Origin of the sequence: Aeromonas sp. Y318-1 (assembly GCF_027706125.1) — a bacterium.
Taxonomy (GTDB): domain Bacteria; phylum Pseudomonadota; class Gammaproteobacteria; order Enterobacterales; family Aeromonadaceae; genus Aeromonas; species Aeromonas hydrophila.
The window spans coordinates 36,919-51,919 of sequence record NZ_JAPDCM010000001.1; the positions used below are offsets into that span (position 1 = coordinate 36,919).

Annotated in this window: 12 protein-coding genes and 2 pseudogenes; 4 read left to right on the top strand and 10 right to left on the bottom strand. The window is 60.9% G+C overall.

Going from position 1 to position 15,001, the window contains the following annotated elements:
* Positions 1-2: 2 nt before the first annotated feature.
* Positions 3-1,790, bottom strand: coding sequence for a putative nucleotidyltransferase substrate binding domain-containing protein (locus OKB87_RS00155; protein WP_270826079.1), 1,788 nt, complete (start codon positions 1,788-1,790; stop codon positions 3-5).
* 176 nt (positions 1,791-1,966) lie between these two features.
* Between OKB87_RS00155 and OKB87_RS00160 the strand changes: the two genes are divergently transcribed.
* A complete protein-coding gene (locus tag OKB87_RS00160) occupies positions 1,967-2,773 on the top strand; it encodes a crotonase/enoyl-CoA hydratase family protein (RefSeq protein ID WP_270826080.1) in 807 nt (268 codons plus the stop codon).
* 82 nt (positions 2,774-2,855) lie between these two features.
* Here the strand turns inward: OKB87_RS00160 and OKB87_RS00165 are convergent, their stop codons facing one another.
* Positions 2,856-3,131 (bottom strand): GPO family capsid scaffolding protein, encoded by a 276-nt coding sequence (locus OKB87_RS00165; protein ID WP_333563314.1) that lies wholly within the window; start codon positions 3,129-3,131, stop codon positions 2,856-2,858.
* A 55-nt stretch (positions 3,132-3,186) separates the two neighbouring features.
* Between OKB87_RS00165 and OKB87_RS00170 the strand changes: the two are divergent.
* Positions 3,187-3,453: pseudogene (locus tag OKB87_RS00170) on the top strand (ogr/Delta-like zinc finger family protein).
* Positions 3,454-3,469: 16 nt separating this feature from the next.
* Here OKB87_RS00170 and OKB87_RS00175 read toward each other — a convergent pair.
* The 3 genes and pseudogenes from OKB87_RS00175 to OKB87_RS00185 all read right to left on the bottom strand — a co-directional run bounded on the left by OKB87_RS00175 (position 3,470) and on the right by OKB87_RS00185 (position 6,934).
* Entirely contained in the window at positions 3,470-4,135 is a 666-nt protein-coding gene (locus OKB87_RS00175; protein ID WP_270826081.1) for a serine acetyltransferase, read from the bottom strand.
* Between the two features lie 264 nt (positions 4,136-4,399).
* Positions 4,400-5,318: pseudogene (locus OKB87_RS00180) on the bottom strand (replication endonuclease); the annotation flags it as partial.
* Positions 5,319-5,434: 116 nt separating this feature from the next.
* The gene (locus OKB87_RS00185; protein ID WP_011705934.1) at positions 5,435-6,934 is read right to left on the bottom strand and encodes an alanine/glycine:cation symporter family protein; all 1,500 of its coding nucleotides are present in this window, start codon (positions 6,932-6,934) and stop codon (positions 5,435-5,437) included.
* 314 nt (positions 6,935-7,248) lie between these two features.
* On the opposite strand from OKB87_RS00185, the gene OKB87_RS00190 reads away from it, so the two are divergent.
* Together OKB87_RS00190 and OKB87_RS00195 are read left to right on the top strand one after the other, a co-directional pair.
* Positions 7,249-7,686, top strand: coding sequence for a GNAT family N-acetyltransferase (locus OKB87_RS00190; RefSeq protein ID WP_270826082.1), 438 nt, complete (start codon positions 7,249-7,251; stop codon positions 7,684-7,686).
* An 18-nt stretch (positions 7,687-7,704) separates the two neighbouring features.
* On the top strand, positions 7,705-8,514 hold the full coding sequence (locus OKB87_RS00195) for a zinc-dependent peptidase (RefSeq protein ID WP_270826083.1): 810 nt from the start codon (positions 7,705-7,707) through the stop codon (positions 8,512-8,514).
* A gap of 81 nt (positions 8,515-8,595) precedes the next feature.
* Here the strand turns inward: OKB87_RS00195 and OKB87_RS00200 are convergent, their stop codons facing one another.
* From OKB87_RS00200 to OKB87_RS00220, 5 genes are all read right to left on the bottom strand, one after another.
* The gene (locus OKB87_RS00200) at positions 8,596-9,192 is read right to left on the bottom strand and encodes an acetate uptake transporter (protein ID WP_011705937.1); all 597 of its coding nucleotides are present in this window, start codon (positions 9,190-9,192) and stop codon (positions 8,596-8,598) included.
* Between the two features lie 683 nt (positions 9,193-9,875).
* Positions 9,876-12,776, bottom strand: coding sequence for a DUF748 domain-containing protein (locus OKB87_RS00205; protein ID WP_270826084.1), 2,901 nt, complete (start codon positions 12,774-12,776; stop codon positions 9,876-9,878).
* 48 nt (positions 12,777-12,824) lie between these two features.
* Positions 12,825-13,586, bottom strand: coding sequence for a substrate-binding periplasmic protein (locus OKB87_RS00210; protein WP_270826085.1), 762 nt, complete (start codon positions 13,584-13,586; stop codon positions 12,825-12,827).
* Positions 13,587-13,623: 37 nt separating this feature from the next.
* A complete protein-coding gene (locus tag OKB87_RS00215) occupies positions 13,624-14,046 on the bottom strand; it encodes a MerR family transcriptional regulator (protein ID WP_017408247.1) in 423 nt (140 codons plus the stop codon).
* 11 nt (positions 14,047-14,057) lie between these two features.
* Positions 14,058-14,996, bottom strand: a complete 939-nt coding sequence (locus tag OKB87_RS00220) for a hydroxymethylglutaryl-CoA lyase (protein WP_429076307.1) — start codon at positions 14,994-14,996, stop codon at positions 14,058-14,060.
* Positions 14,997-15,001 lie beyond the last annotated feature (5 nt).

A 15,001-nucleotide genomic window follows, 5' to 3' on the forward strand; every position in this document is an offset into this window, starting at 1 on the left:
GGCTACTGCCTCAGACGAAAGTGCAAGGTGAGCCACTGCTGGAACTTCTTCACCTGATGCAGCGCCTGGCGCAGCAGATCCCGCTCGCCGTGGCTGAGGTCATTGACTTGTACCCGGCTCTCCCCCTCCTTGAGCTGGCTGCGCAGCCGCAAGCGGACGAACAGCCTGAACGCCTCCGCCAGATTGTCGCCAAAGCCGGTACTGAGCCGCCCAGCCGCCACCAGCGCTTCGATCCGTGCCAGGGTAGAGGTCTCCAGAATAGCGGCTTCCAGCGCCAGCATGCGAATGCCATGTACCAGTGGGAAGAGGCCGCCACGTTTCAGATCCAGCCCCTCCGGTGCCCGCTCCAGACGGCCAAACAGGGTGAGCGGCGCATGAAACGCCACCGCCGGTCGCACCATCTCCGCCAGTAGATCTCGCCGCTCGGCCAGCTGCTCGCGCAACTTGCGGGCAAGAGGAGGAAGCAGGGCGCGATCGCCGGCGATGGGGTGGGCGTCGGCCAGGGTGGCGAGCCAGAGCAGATCCGCTTCACTGGCCTCGACGCAGGCCCGCTCGATCTCCTGCTGCCAGAGCGCCAGGGGCTTCACCCAGGCCGGATTGTTGACCATCACCCGGCCGGGGCAGGGCGGGTAACCGAGCCGGGCCAGCAGTTCGCTGAAGGCGGCCAGGTCGGCCTGCTGGGTCGGCCAGTGCAGGTCGGCGGGCAGGATCAGGGCATTGTCCTGATCGGTTTTGAGGATCTGCTCGCCGCGCCCCTCCGAGCCCAGCATCAGCAGGCAGACCCGCTCCTGCACCGCGGGCGGGATCACCAGTGCAAAGGCCTTGGCAATCAGCTGCTCGTTGATGGTGGCGATGAGTTTCATCAAAAAGGCGGTGTGGATCCCCTGGCCGAACAGGGAACGTGTCAGCTGTTGCTGCTCGCGGGCCACCGCTTCCAGCGCCGGCAGGGTGTCGGCGCGGGCGATGCGCAGGGTCAGCACATGGGAATGGGTGGAGAAGAGGCCGAGCACCTGGGTCAGGTGCAAGATCCCCGCCACCTCCTGTCCCTGCCAGACCACCAGCCGCTTGATGCGATGACGGGTCATCAGCAGCAGGGCGTCGAACAGATAGCTGTCCAGTGGCAGGCCGATGAGCGGGGTCGGATCCAGCACCGCCAGCGGCGTCGTCAGTGGCAGTCCCTTGAGGGTCAGGGCGTGCAGCAGGGTCTTGCGGGTCGCCAGACTCAGGCTGCCATCCGTGGCCGGGTAGAGCAGGCAGTCGGTGCCCTTGGCCACCATGGCCTCGGTGGCGGCCAAGAGCGACAGGCGGCTGTCGACGATGAGCGGCGGCTGCAGATGGCCGGGCTCGATGCGGGTCAGGATGAACTCCGCCAGATTCTTCTGTCCCAGCTGGGCGCGCTGCTCCTGCTGTTGTTGCCGCTGTGCCAGGCTGGCGGTGAAGTAGCGGGCGAAGGCGGGATTGCCCTCGCACAGCTCGATGAAGGTGCCTCTGGGGAGCAGCTGGCAGAGCAGATCTTCCAGCGCACTGAACTGGTGGCGGCAGTGGCCGTCGAACTGGGCGCGCACGTCGAACAAGTCCCCCTCGCCATAGTCGCCAAACTGGTGATGGGGGCTCGACTCCTCCACCGCCCCCTTGAGGACAAGATAGAGGCCGGGGGGCGCATCACCTGCCTTGAGCACTGGCTGGCCGGCGCGAAAATAGCAGATGGAGAGGTGCTGCTCGAGCCGTTGACGCTCCTCTGCGGTCAGGCAGTCAAACGGCGGGCGGGCAAAGTTGAACAGGCTGGTCATGGCAATCCTTGGCCGGTGGCGTCAAGCCAGTCTGACAAAGCGGCGCCTGGCCAGCCAGCCGACTTTAGTCGCACGCGCCGTGACAGTGGGAAACCGGGCTCCTCGCTGTACCTGGCGATAACACTCTGATAACGTGGTGGTATGACCAGTGTGAGCTCAGGAGAGGACAGGGGAAAATGGAAAAACCAAGGGTCAAATGCGAGATCCGGGACGGCATCGCCGAGGTGATGCTGGCGCGGGGCGACAAGCTCAATGCGCTGGACAGGGCCATGTTCAGCGCCATCGACGGGGTACTCGAGCAGCTGTGTCAGCACAAGGGGCTGCGGGCGGTGATCCTGCACGGGGAGGGGCGGGCCTTTTGTGCCGGGCTGGATGTGAAATCCATGCTCAAGCAGCCGGTGGCGGCGCTCGAGATCTTAAAACGCGAGGCGGATGAAGCCACCAACCTGGCCCAGCGGGTGGCCTATGGCTGGCATGAGTTGCCGGTGCCAGTGATCGCCGTGACCCAGGGGGTCTGCTTTGGCGGCGGGTTGCAGATCGCGCTCGGCGCCGACTTTCGCTTCAGTACCCCCGATTGCCGCTTCTCGGTGATGGAGATCAAGTGGGGCATCATCCCCGACATGAGCGGCAGCGTCACCATGCGCAACCTGATGGGAGTGGATACCGCCATGGAGCTCGCCATGAGCGGGCGCGAGCTGCCAGCGCCGGAGGCCAAGTCTCTCGGGCTGGTGAGCCGGGTCTGCGACGATCCGCTGGCCCAGGCGCGGGAGTTCGCGAAGACCCTCATCACCAAGTCGCCGGACGCGCTGGCGGGGATCAAGCAGCTCTACAACCAGGCCTGGGCCCGCAGCGACGAGGTGATGCTGAAGGAAGAGACCCGGCTGCAAAAGCAGATCCTGGGACGCCCCAACCAGTGGCGCGCCACCCTCAACAGCCTGTTCCGCTGGCGTCTGCCGTTCGGGCCGCGCCGCAACGCGCTCTGACAGGCAGGGATAAACAAGAAATGGTATCGATCTGGTGCCAAGGCTATTGAGGGTCCCCAGCATCTGATCGAACTGTTTTGATTTATTTCCTTATCCGCGGGTTGGGCCCATTGGTGACACCGAGGCCCAGCAGGTAGGTGCGCCCGGTATCGGCGAAGTTCTCGAAGGGTTCTATGGAACAGAACCGATACTGGCCGTTCTGGTTGTAGTAGATGAGATCCCGATTCGGGCTGAGGATGGCGAACAGCTTGAGCTTGTCATCGACCTCCTCGGTTTTGAGCGGTTGTACGGGGTGCCGTCGCAGGACCAGCGATTGTGATTGGGCCAGATGACGGCGGTGTAATAGGTCGTATCGCAGGCCTCAGAGTTTGCTGTGGCAAGATAGGCTGTTGATTTGGATAGGAAAGGGGGCAATGTGGATTTATTGCAAAGTGTGTGGCCAGCGGGGCCGCATTACCAAGACCAACCGACTGAGCGATGATGTCTCGGATCTCTACTGTCAGTGGACCGACGCAAAATGTGGCCACAGTTGGGTGGCCACCTTGTCATTCGCCCACACCCTAAGCCCCTAGGCCAAGACTACCAACCAGCTGGTACTAAGCTTGATTGGATCGTTGACGCCTGAGGGGCAGCAGTTGGTTCTGAAAGGTCTGGGGGTCAATAGTGCCCCATCAACATAATAGGAAAAGTATTGTTTTATGACGACACTTTAAGCCACCTTCTATTTACATATCTTCCAGGATTATTGTTGGATATCACCTTTGCGGGCACACCAACTGCTGTTGAATTGTCTGGAATATCTTTTGTTACAATTGAGCCAGCTCCAATTGTAACATTATTTCCAATTTTTACATCCTCTACGATACAAACATTTGGACCTATATATACATTGTCTCCAATGGTGGCTGCTTGGCCATGATTTGAGCCAATTGTTGTGAATTGGCTCAAATTACAATTATTCCCAATCTTTGTTGTTGGATTTAGAACAAGTGCCATACCATGTCCGATATATAGACCATATCCAATGTCTACACTTAATGGAATTTGAATTCCATATTTTTTAGTTAACCGATAATGTTTAACCTTGGCGAAATTTCTAATTATGATGTTGTCGTGTTTAGATAATCTAAACCAAAAGGAATAACAAAATGATCTGTTTGATAAATAATGCCTTAAGAAATTTTTCTTAGAAATGTCTCCTGTGTATCTATATAGGTCACTCTTAATAAATTTAATTATCTCATTTAGTTTCATATGCTTTCCCATTTTAATGTTGAGAGATTTATATTTTGTGGCATTTTTGCAAAGATTGAGTTCAAGAGGAATAAGAATTCCCGAGTGTAAGTTCAACACAATGCTCATGACTGACAGTCATGATATTACTAGCCAGTATCCAGTGTCTAGGTTAACTTTAATATCGTTAGCTCTTGAGTAGGGCATCATTATTATACAGAAAGGTATCTAAGGAGCTCTAAGAGAAAGCTACATTAATCCTTGCTTGCGCAGCTCAGAGGGGGAACGGCGCTCTATTTTGCATAACACATAACTACTGCACGAGGAAAAAGAGTCGCATGCAATCATGCCAGCAGGCCGTTCGCTCAGCAGGGCTTCCAGTTTGGAAAAAGATCACTCACACACAACCTCGCTCATCAGGTGATCAAACAATGGGCTTGGTGCGTCGTGTCGCTCTGCTCGGTCGAACTTATCCCGCACGCGCCAGAGCTCACACCGATATGGATTGGGCAGCTCTGTGATCCACTGCTGGCAAGCCATAAATCCGCAAGCATTGAACAGTTTCGTAGCAATCCATCACCAGCGTCGGCCAATGCTCATCATCGGGGGGAACGGTGTCGGGCTGCGCGTCTTGCTCTGGTATACCCATCATGGCACGCAGCCATTCCTGCTCGATAAAGGGGTCGTCATCGCCTGATGGGGTCAAGCGGCTCGACTGCCCCTGCCCGTTCTCCAGCCAGAGGGTGAAACCCTCCACCCTTACACTGGCACCAGCCCGCAAACGGTCGATGGAGAAGGGCGATAACCCTCATTGTTCCCTCATGATCTGCGAATGCCTCTGGATCTGGCTGTGTACGGTTATTGTCAGAGCCCCAAGGTGCCGGGCTGTCGCCCGTCTTAACACCAACTTCCCTCGCTGTAGCCTCGGCGGCTTTCCTGGCTTCATGGGTGCCGGCAGGCACAATTTTCCACCCTTGCAGGCGGGTCTTGATGCCCAGACGAGCGGAGGTGATGCCCATCAGGCGCTTGATGTCTTCGCCATGGCTGTTGGCCTGCTCCTCGATGAGGTGGGCCAGCTTGATGGGGCGTTCGGCACGGGTGGCCAGTGCACCGCCCATGGCGTTCAGGTAGCAGCGAAAGATGCCGCTATCCGCGGCAAAGCGGGTAACCTCAAAGCGCGGGTCTTGCAGCACGGGTTGGGCGGGCCAACCAGTTCGGCATGCTTCTTGGCGTTGCTGATGCGGCGCAGCTCGCGCCATACTCGGACCGGGGCGCCGCCTATCTGTTGGAAGGTGCGAATACCCCACCAACTGGTTCAGATTACAGCATTATTTGAGCTTAACTTATTGATTTAAATTAATTTGATTGAGATTGAAGAAATAAAAATGGCAGCCGAGGCTGCCATTTTTGTTGGGGAGTGGTGCGCGATCAGGAGATCTTGCGATCCTGGTCCGGTTCGAAGGGGTGACCGGATTTCTCCTGCTCCAGGTTGTCTTCGGAGCGGTGACCGGCCCAGTAGTCGGCGTTCTTGATGCCGAGCTTCTCCGGGTGGAACACCGGATCCAGCCCCTTGGCTTGCTGCGCTTCATAGTCGCGCAGGCAGGCAAAGGCGGTCTTTTGCAGCAGCAGGATGGCGATGATGTTGAGCCAGGCCATCAGCCCGACGCCGATGTCACCCATGCCCCAGGCGAGCTCGGCGGTCTTGACGGTGCCATAGACGGTGGAGGCCATCAGGGTCAATTTCAGCACGAAGGTCAGCCAGGGACGGTTCACCTTGCGGTTGATGTAGGCGATGTTGGTCTCGGCGATGTAGTAGTAGGCGACGATGGTGGTGAACGCGAAGAAGAACAGCGCGATGGCCACGAACATGCTGCCAAAGCCAGGCATCATGCTCTCCATGGCGGTCTGCACGTAGCCCGGGCCTGCGGCTACGCCAGCGATGCCGGTGTAGAGAGCGGCACCGTCCGGTCCCTGCACGTTGTAGAGGCCGGTGATGAGCAGCATAAAGCCGGTGGCGGAGCAGACGAACAGGGTGTCGATATAGACCGAGAACGCCTGCACCAGGCCCTGTTTGGCCGGGTGGCTTACTGCGGCGGCAGAGGAGGCGTGCGGCCCGGTACCCTGACCCGCTTCGTTGGAGTAGACCCCACGCTTGACGCCCCACATGATGGCCAGACCCAAAATGGCGCCAAAGCCGGCATCAAAGCCGAAGGCACTCTTCCAGATCAGCAGGATCACGCCGGGCAGGGCGTGGATGTTGAGGGCGATGATGACGCAGGCGACGATGATGTAACCGAGCGCCATGAAAGGCACCACGGTACTGGCGAAGTTGGCGATGCGCTTGACGCCGCCGAAGATGATGAAGCCGAGCAGCAGCGCCAGACCGGCGGCGGTGACGTTCGGATCGATATCAAACGCGGTTTGCAGGCTGGCACCGATGGAGTTGGCCTGCACCCCCGGCAGCAGCACGCCGCAGGCAAAGATGGTGGCGATGGCGAACGTCCAGGCGTACCACTTCATGCCGAGCCCTTTCTCGATGTAGAAGGCCGGGCCGCCGCGGTATTCGCCGTTGATCTTCTCCTTGTAGACCTGACCCAGAGTGGACTCCACGAAGGCGGAGCTGGAGCCGAGGAAGGCCACCATCCACATCCAGAACATGGCACCCGGGCCGCCAAAGGTGATGGCGGTGGCGACCCCGGCGATGTTGCCGGTACCCACCCGGCCGGCCAGGGTCATGGCCAGCGCCTGGAAGGAGGAGACCCCCGCATCCGTGCTCTTGCCATCAAACATCAGCCGGATCATCTCCTTGATGTGACGCAGTTGCAGGAAGCGGCTGCGCAGGGAGAAGTAGAGGCCTACCCCCAGACACAGATAGATGAGCGCCGGGCTCCAAATCACACCATTGATGGCATTGACGATCTCATTCATGTACAACAACTCCTTTGTTGTGCTGTCTTGTTGGCGGGGTCTGTGCCCCGCTCCCTCAAATTGGTGGTGACCCTGGGGTCACTCGTTATGGTGTGGGACGGGTCGGTGGATGTTTCCACTGGCCAGTCCGCGGGTTTTAACATATCGATTTGTGCTGGGGCTTCCCAGTGAAATATGTTGTTATCTTGTTAATTTGTGAATTGACATTAACAAATGGCCGGTGCAACTGGACAGAATGCGGTGCCGGCCCGGTATCATCTCCTCTTTCATCGGCGCTCTGCGGTGGGAGAAGGAGAGCAAAATCAAGGCCAAGGATGAAGATGGAGCAAGAAATAGCGATGATCCGCCCGGCGTGTACCGAGGATACGGCCGCCATGGCCGATCTGTTCGGCCAGCTGGGTTACCCGGTCAGCCCGCATGTGCTTAGGGATCGCTGGCTGGCGCCGGATCCGGCCCGCGAGGTGCTGGTGGCCTGCCTGGGGGACGCGATAGCGGGCGTGCTGGTGTGGCACTGGCTGAGCCCGCTGCACGTTGCACCAGCGTGGGGCCTGATCTCGGCGCTGGTTGTCGATGAGGGTGCAAGGGGACGCGGCGTCGGCGCCGCCCTGCTGGTGGCGGCAGAGGAGCGGGCGCGAGTGCAGGGTTGCAGCCAGCTGGAGCTCTCCAGCAGCCTCAAGCGGGAGGGGGCCCATCGCTTCTATCTGGCGCAGGGGTATGTCGAGCGTCCGAAACGGTTTGTGAAAACAGTCTGATCAGCAAGAGGAGTCTGCGTGTTCTGGTCCCGCTTACGAAGTGTGTTTGGTGGTGCGTCCCGGCAAGATGACAATGGGCCTGGCGCGCTGGAGTGGCAGCAGGCCCTGGCTGCGGTGCCCATTTTGCAGGGTTTTTCCCGGGAGGAGGAGCAGACCCTGATCGGGCTGGCGCAGCAACTGCTGGCCCGCAAGACTCTCACCCAGCTCGGGGTGTCGCTTACTCCCCGTCAGCAGGCGGTGCTGGCGTTGCAGGCGGCGCTGCCCATTTTGCATCTGGGGCTCGACTGGTATCGGGGTTTTCACGAGATCATCCTGATCCCTGAGCCGGTGGTGCGCCGGCAGCAGGTGCAGGACGAGTTCGGGCTGGTGAGTGAAGTTGAAGAGGAGAACGCCGGCGAATCCTGGCCGCAGGGGCCGCTGGTGCTGGCCTGGAGCGAGCTGCAGCAGGATGGGGACTGGGACGGCTTCAATCTGGTGATCCACGAGCTGACCCACAAGCTCGACATGCTGGGAGGGGAGGCCGACGGGGCGCCGCCGCTGCCGGCGGGCATGGATCCGCGCCAGTGGACCGATGCGCTACAGGCGGCATTTGATGCGATGCAGGGTCAGCTGGATCGTAATGAACCCACAGCCATCGATCCTTATGCCGCCTCGCACCCGGCCGAGTTCTTTGCGGTGTGCAGCGAGTGCTTTTTCACCGATCCGCAGCGCCTGCGCGACACCTATCCGGCGGTGTACCAGCAGTTCACCCGCTTCTTCGGCCAGCAACCGGCAGCGCGTTTTCCTGCCACTCGGCTGCTGGCGGGGGAGCCCGAGTATCACGGCTAGTCGGGTGAACCAGGCAAATCGCGCCCAACAAAAAGGCACCCCGCAGGGTGCCTTTTCGTGACAGCTGTGTCGGCCGGGTGTTTAGGCAGCGGCTTTGAGCTGAACGGCGGCGGCTTTCTTGTGATCGCCAATCGGCATCACGGTGCGGCCGAACTGCTCGTTGATCACGGTGGCCATGGCCAGGTAGATGGCGCTGGCGCCGCAGATGATGCCTTCGAAACCGGCGATGGTGCCGATCAGGGTGCTGCCGGTGAAGTCACGGGCGGCAAGCAGGAAGAACAGCACGGTCAGGGAGGCGAACACGAACTGCTTCACGCGCGGGTAGTTGACGGTCCCGATCAGCATGAACAGGGTGAACATGCCCCACATCAGCAGGTACCAGCCCATGTAGGCGTGCGGGGTGGCTTCGGCCAGGCCCATGGTCGGCATCACCAGCAGGAACACCAGGCTCCACCAGAAGGTGCCGTAGGAGATGAAGGCAGTCACACCGAAGGTGTTGCCGCGCTTGTACTCCATGATACCGGCGATGATCTGGGCCAGACCGCCATAGCACAGGCCCATGGCCAGGATCATGGCGCTGATGGGGAAGAAACCTGCGTTATGGATGTTCAGCAGAATGGTGGTCATACCGAAACCCATCAGACCCAGAGGGGCAGGGTTGGCCAATTTTTCGCTCACGTGGCGTTCTCCAAAAATAGAGGTGGGGGTTGATAAAAGACGCGCGATTTTAGGCAGGCTCTTGGCGCTGGGCAAGGGGGGGAATGGCTGAAACGGTAAAAAAATAACGGGATTTTTTACCTGACTGACCATTCGTGCGATCCAGGTAGATGACAGGTGAATGAATGGTGCCGACAAGGTTGATAAATTGTATTGAGTAGCACGATTCTGAAAGTTTCATACAAATCTGGCCGATGGGCTGAGCAGTGCCGTCAACGTGATGCCCATTGCCAAGCCCGAGTACATTGGAGGCTAAAAAATACTCTCATATGCCATCAGACAAGAGATGTTCATTGCTTGATTAAGGCAAACGGCCAAGCTGTCTGCTCGCAGCATCGACAAGGTCGAGCAGGGGGGGGGGGGGGTTGCGCCTGACTGGTTCGCTTAGGGAGTTGAAGTGTGAAGCGACCGAAGGCTAGGGGGCTGGGTGAGAAAATTCTGGCCCGATGAGTGGCTCTGTCATCGTGCGCAGGCGTGTCCGTGCGGTGGCTGAATAGCCGAAGAGTCAGTGGCCGGTCGAAGAAGGGGGAAAAGCAAGGTTGCGGCGAGACTATGCATGTAGCGGCAGGCGCGAGAAGAAGGCGAGCGTGCCACGTGCAGGATGAAGAGGGTTGTGTCCCCCTCATCCTGCTGATGTCAGCGGCTCAATCGTCCAGGGTCAGTACCACCTTGGCCTCCTTGTCGGCCTCCTTGACCTGGCTGTCCAGCACGAACAGCCGCTCCGGTGCGATCCCCTGGCGATCCACCAGAAACTCCTTGGTGTTCTGGGCGCGGCGCATGGCCAGATTGCGCAGGGACTTGGCGGTGATGAGCTGCTGATCCCGCAGCAGGAGAACCGCCTGGGCGCGCAGGGCCGGGCTCTCTTCATCGAGCTTCAGTCGATCGGCTAGCTCCCCGAGATCTTCGTTGAAACGGGCCTCATAAGCTTGCGCAAGGGCCGATTGCATGGCGGGGTCCTGCTCCAGCAGCTCGAGGTCCACCGGGCCGCCGGTGATCTTGGCAAGCGCTCGCTCGAGCTTCTGGCGCTGCAAGATGGGGCGCTCCTCGTTGAAGTTGACCTTGCCGCGAATGTTCATGCTGAGCTTGGGCCTGTCCTTGAGGGCCTGCGCCAGTTTGGCCAGCTTCTCCTGCTGGGTGGGGGTGAGATCCGGCTCACCGGGCAGGAAGGGCAGCTCATCGAGATCCTCGCTGCCGCCCGCCAGGGAGGCGAGCAGCGAGAAGGGGGAGGTGACCGCCTTGCGCAGGGTGTTGCCGAGCACGTCCCAGAAGATGTTGCCGAGGCTGAAGTCCGGCTGATCCAGGTTGCCCTTCACCTTCAGGTTCATCTGGATGACGCCGTTGGCATCGCTCAGCAGGGCGACCGCCAGTCCCAGCGGCAGATCCTTGGCCTGCTCGCTTTTGACCTTTTCCCCCAGCTGCAGCTTCTTGATGGTGATGTCGTTGTCCCCCTCCAGCCGGTTGCCCTGCAACTGGTAGTTGAGCTTCATGGAGAGCTGGCCCTTGTCGATGGCATAGCCGGCGTAGGTGCTGGAGTAGGGGGTGAAGGTGGTGAGCTCCAGATTGTTGAAGGTGACGGCCACGTCCAGCACCGGCTGCTCGATCAGTAGGTTGGTGCCGCCGCGGATGGTCACCGGGGCGTAGCGGTCCACCTTGCCGTTGAAGGCCAGCTCGGAGCGCTGGCCGGGGATGTTGCTGATGTGGCGGCTCTGGCCGCTGAGGGCGGCGATGTCCACCACGAATTCCGGGCTCAGGCTGCGATCGGCAAAGCGCAGGTTGCCCTGCTCGGTGCGGACCTGGGCAATGCTGACGCGGGGAGCCGGGCCGCTGCTGGCGGGCTTGGCCGTGGCGGGTTGCGGCAGCAGCAGTTGCTGCACGTTGGTGACCCTGTCTTCGTTGATCTCGATGCGGGCGAAGGGTTTGCGCAACAGGATGTCGTCGATCTTCACCTGCTGGCTGATGCCGTCGTAGTGCAGGCCGCTCAGCTGCAACTGCTCAATTTGCAGCAGGCGCTGGTTGTCGGCCCGATCCAGCACGTTGAGCCGCTCGATATCGAGCCCGCCGCTCAACTCCAGCTTGCTCAATGCCCCCTTGGCATCGGTGGCCAGCGCCAGCTTGGTGCGACTGGCAAGCTGGCCGTCGCGCACGCTGATGCGCAGCAGATCCTGCAGATAGGGCTGGGCCCAGCTGAGCGGCAGGCCCTGTTGCCTGATCTCGCCGTTGAGGCTGAAGGGGGCGAGGGCGAGGTCGCCGTCAAAGTCCAGTTTCGCCTGGTTGTTGAGCGCCCCGCTCAAGGTCAGCGGGCTGCTCTGTCCGTTCTGGCTGCCCAGCGGACCCAGCGCCAGCGTCAGGGCGGAAAGCTCGCGCAGCAGCGGTTTGCCGCTGCTCGATTCGGTCAGTTTGAGCTGGCCCTGTTCGATGCGAGTCTGCTTGAGGTTCCAGCGCCAGGGTTTGCCCGGCGCCGCCGGTTTGGCGGCTTTACTGGTGTTGACCGGCGGCTGGGGGTGCAGCAGAGTCGCCAGATCCAGCTGCTGGTTGGCATCGAGCACCGCGCTGACGGCCGGGGCCTTGAGCGCCAGCCGGTCGATCTGCAGCGCCTGCTTGTTGCCGTCGAGCGCGATGCCGGTCAGCGCCAGCTGCTTGAAGCGGGCAAATTCGCCGCCCTTGCGGCGCTGGAACTGCCAGTCATTGAGGGTCAGCTTGCCCTTGGATAGTTGCCAGCTCAGCCCCTGCTTCCCCTCGGCTATCTGGTAGGCAAGCTCGGCGTTGGCCTCGCCCTTGGCCAGCTTGATATCAAGATAAGGCGCCCAGAGCGGGGCGAAGGGGGCGAGCGCCAGCTTGCCGAGGCTGATCTTACCCTTGCCGGCGCCGCTCATGATGTCGAGCTCACCGCTCGCCTTGAGCGGGCTCTGTTGATTGAGGGTGGCTGCAAGCACGAAGGGGTTGGCGTGGCCAGGGGCGGTGGAGAAGGTCGGCAGTTGCAGGTCGAGCCCGCGCAGGGTCAGGGTGGGCACCCAGCCGGGGCTGCTCTGCTTGCGGCTGTCCTGATAGGAGATGTGACCCTGCTCTGCCGCCAGTTGGTTGATTTGCACCAGCAGGGGGGCCTCGTTGCTGGTGGTCGGTACATCATCTTGCACGAGCAGGCTGGCCAGCGCTTCGGTCAGATTGAAGCGAACGGTTTTGCCTTGATCCGCCAGCCGCACCAGGTTGACGGTTGGCTTGACGAGGCGTGCCTCGTCGAGGATCAGGGCGCGCTGGCGCCAGCTTTCCCCTAGCAAGGGGGTGAGCTGCAGGCGCTCAAAGGCGACGAGGGGCTGCTGCTGGTCATTGAACAAGGTGGTGGGGCCGATGGCGAGGGAGGGGTGGCGCAGGCCGACGTCGATCTTCCCCAGGCTCAGGTGCAGGCCGTAGTGTTTGGCCAGCCAGGTTGGCAGGTGACGCTGGGTCAGCATGGGGGCTTGCCATAACAGAATAAGCAGGGAGAGCAGCAGGGCGGCGCAGAGGTAGAGGGCGTAGCGCAGCAGACGGGCACGCAGAGGCTTGGGCATGAGGGTCTCCAATTGATGCGCATAGGGTAACAAACTTTCAGGTCATGATCATGGTGCCACTTGATGCTGTACGCCGTACTTTGTCCAAAGGCTTGCCAATTTCCCGCTCTCTTTCAACTGGGCCAGCCATTGCTCCAGCTGCTGTACCGAGATCCCGGCGTCCGGGCCGAGCAGGGCGCGCAGTTCATACTGCTGATCCCACCGGTTGGAGCGCAGCAGATGGCTTGCTTGTTCTGGGTAATCCTTGTCGAACTGGTTGAGGTAGGAGAGGTTGAGGATGGCCACCTCGCCGCGCCCCTTGAACAGCCCCTGCAGGGCGCTGATGTTGTCCTTGACCAGGGTGATATTGAAGCGCTGCTTCAGGGTGCTCGCGGTGGCGTCGAAATCGGCGATGCCGTAGTGATAGCCACTGACCCCGATCAGCTGGCGCTGGGCCAGGTTGTCAAAGAAGGATTGATCCCGCCCCTGTGCCTTGAGGGCGACGTAGCGCTCGCCGCCCAGCAGCAGCGGACGGCTGATGCGCACCTGATCGGCATTCCAGTCCCAGCGGATATCTTCGAACAGCATCAGCGAGAAGCGACCGAGGGCCAGCGCCTTGTAGCGGTGAGGGGCAGAGGTGGGCACGAACACGAAGTGCACATCCTGCTGGATGTCGTTGAGCAGGGCAATGAGATCCAGAGTCAGCCCGCGATAGCGGCCGCTGTCGTCCTTGACGACGAAGGGAGCATAGGGGTAGCCACCGACCCGGATCAGCGGGTGGCCCCATGCCGTACAGCAGAGCAGCAGCAGCAACCAGCACCAGCGTTTCATGGGGTCTCCCAGGAGGCAGAGATGATCCCAGATTCGGTTAATCTGCGCTGGTTTTCAAGCTGTTAAGGGAATTAACACAGCGCTGCTCGGCTGCCTCCAGCTCAGCCATCACCATCTGGATGTCCTCCAGCTGCTGGCGCAGGGAGTGACGCTTGGCCTCGATGAGCTGGATCATGGAGTTGAGCTGGGTCTTGCTGGAGCGGTCGGTGTCATACATGTCGAACAGCTCGCGGATCTCCGCCAGGCTGAAGCCGAGGCGCTTGCCGCGCAGGGTCAGCTTGAGCCTGATCTTGTCCTTGTGGCTGTAGATGCGGGTCTGCCCCTCCCGGGTCGGGGTGATGAGCCCCTCGTCCTCGTAGTAGCGGATGGTGCGCGGCGTGATATCGAACTCGTGGGCCAGTTCGGAGATGCTGTAGGTCACCTCCTTGCCGGCGAGCCCGTGGGCGAGGGTATTGGGCATGGTGGGGCTCCTTATTGCGGGGATGGCTGGCACAGCCGGGTGCGCAGCCGCTCGGCATTGGCGTGCAGGGCCCGGCCGACCCGCGAGCCATTGGGGCGGCCGAGCTGTTCGCTCACCCACTGGCCGGTGGCCGCCAGTTTGTCGAGATCCACCCCCGTCGTCATGCCAAGGCCGTGCAGCAGGTAGACCACCTCTTCTGACGCCACATTGCCGGAGGCGCCCGGGGCATAGGGGCAGCCGCCAAGGCCTGCCACCGAGCAGTCGATGGTGCGAATACCTCGCTCCAGCGCGGGCAGCAGGTTGGCCAAGCCCTGACCGTAGGTGTCGTGAAAGTGGACCGCGAGCCGCCCCGCCGGGATCTCGTGCAGCACAGCATCCAGCATGGGCGCCACGGTGCCCGGAGTGCCGACGCCGATGGTGTCCCCCAGCGAAATTTCGTGGCAACCGAGATCCAGCAACTGCTCGGCTATGGCGGCGACCCGTTTCGGGCGGGTCGGGCCATCAAACGGGCAGGCGATGACGGTGGAGAGGTAGCCGCGCACCTTGATGCCGAGGCGGCGTGCCTCCTGCACCAGCGGGGCGAAGCGCACCAGCGACTCCTCCACGCTGATGCCGATATTGGCGCGGGTAAAACCGTCGGAGCAGGCGGTAAAGAGGCCAATCTCGTCGGCGTGGGCGGCAATGGCAGCCTGCAAGCCTTGCAGATTGGGTACCAGAGCGCCGTAACGGGTCGGCCCCTTGCGTGGCAGCGCCTGAAAAAGTGCGGCGGAGTCCGCCATCTGCGGCACCTTTTTCGCAGAGACAAAGGCGCCGACCTCGATGCGCTGCAGACCGCTGTCGGCCAGTCGCTGGATCAGCTCCAGCCGCTGTACCAGGGAGAGGGGCGCAGCTTCATTTTGCAGGCCGTCCCGCGGCCCCATCTCCACCAGACTGACCTTGTCATCCGGCATGGCTG

Coding starts and splice junctions, on each gene's coding strand:
- OKB87_RS00155 (WP_270826079.1), bottom strand. CDS start 1,790: ATGACCAGCCTGTTCAACTTTGCCCGCCCGCCGTTTGACTGCCTGACC.
- OKB87_RS00185 (WP_011705934.1), bottom strand. CDS start 6,934: ATGAATGAGATCGTCAATGCCATCAATGGTGTGATTTGGAGCCCGGCG.
- OKB87_RS00205 (WP_270826084.1), bottom strand. CDS start 12,776: ATGCCCAAGCCTCTGCGTGCCCGTCTGCTGCGCTACGCCCTCTACCTC.
- OKB87_RS00220 (WP_429076307.1), bottom strand. CDS start 14,996: ATGCCGGATGACAAGGTCAGTCTGGTGGAGATGGGGCCGCGGGACGGC.
- OKB87_RS00175 (WP_270826081.1), bottom strand. CDS start 4,135: ATGAGCATTGTGTTGAACTTACACTCGGGAATTCTTATTCCTCTTGAA.
- OKB87_RS00210 (WP_270826085.1), bottom strand. CDS start 13,586: ATGAAACGCTGGTGCTGGTTGCTGCTGCTGCTCTGCTGTACGGCATGG.
- OKB87_RS00190 (WP_270826082.1), top strand. CDS start 7,249: ATGAAGATGGAGCAAGAAATAGCGATGATCCGCCCGGCGTGTACCGAG.
- OKB87_RS00215 (WP_017408247.1), bottom strand. CDS start 14,046: ATGCCCAATACCCTCGCCCACGGGCTCGCCGGCAAGGAGGTGACCTAC.
- OKB87_RS00160 (WP_270826080.1), top strand. CDS start 1,967: ATGGAAAAACCAAGGGTCAAATGCGAGATCCGGGACGGCATCGCCGAG.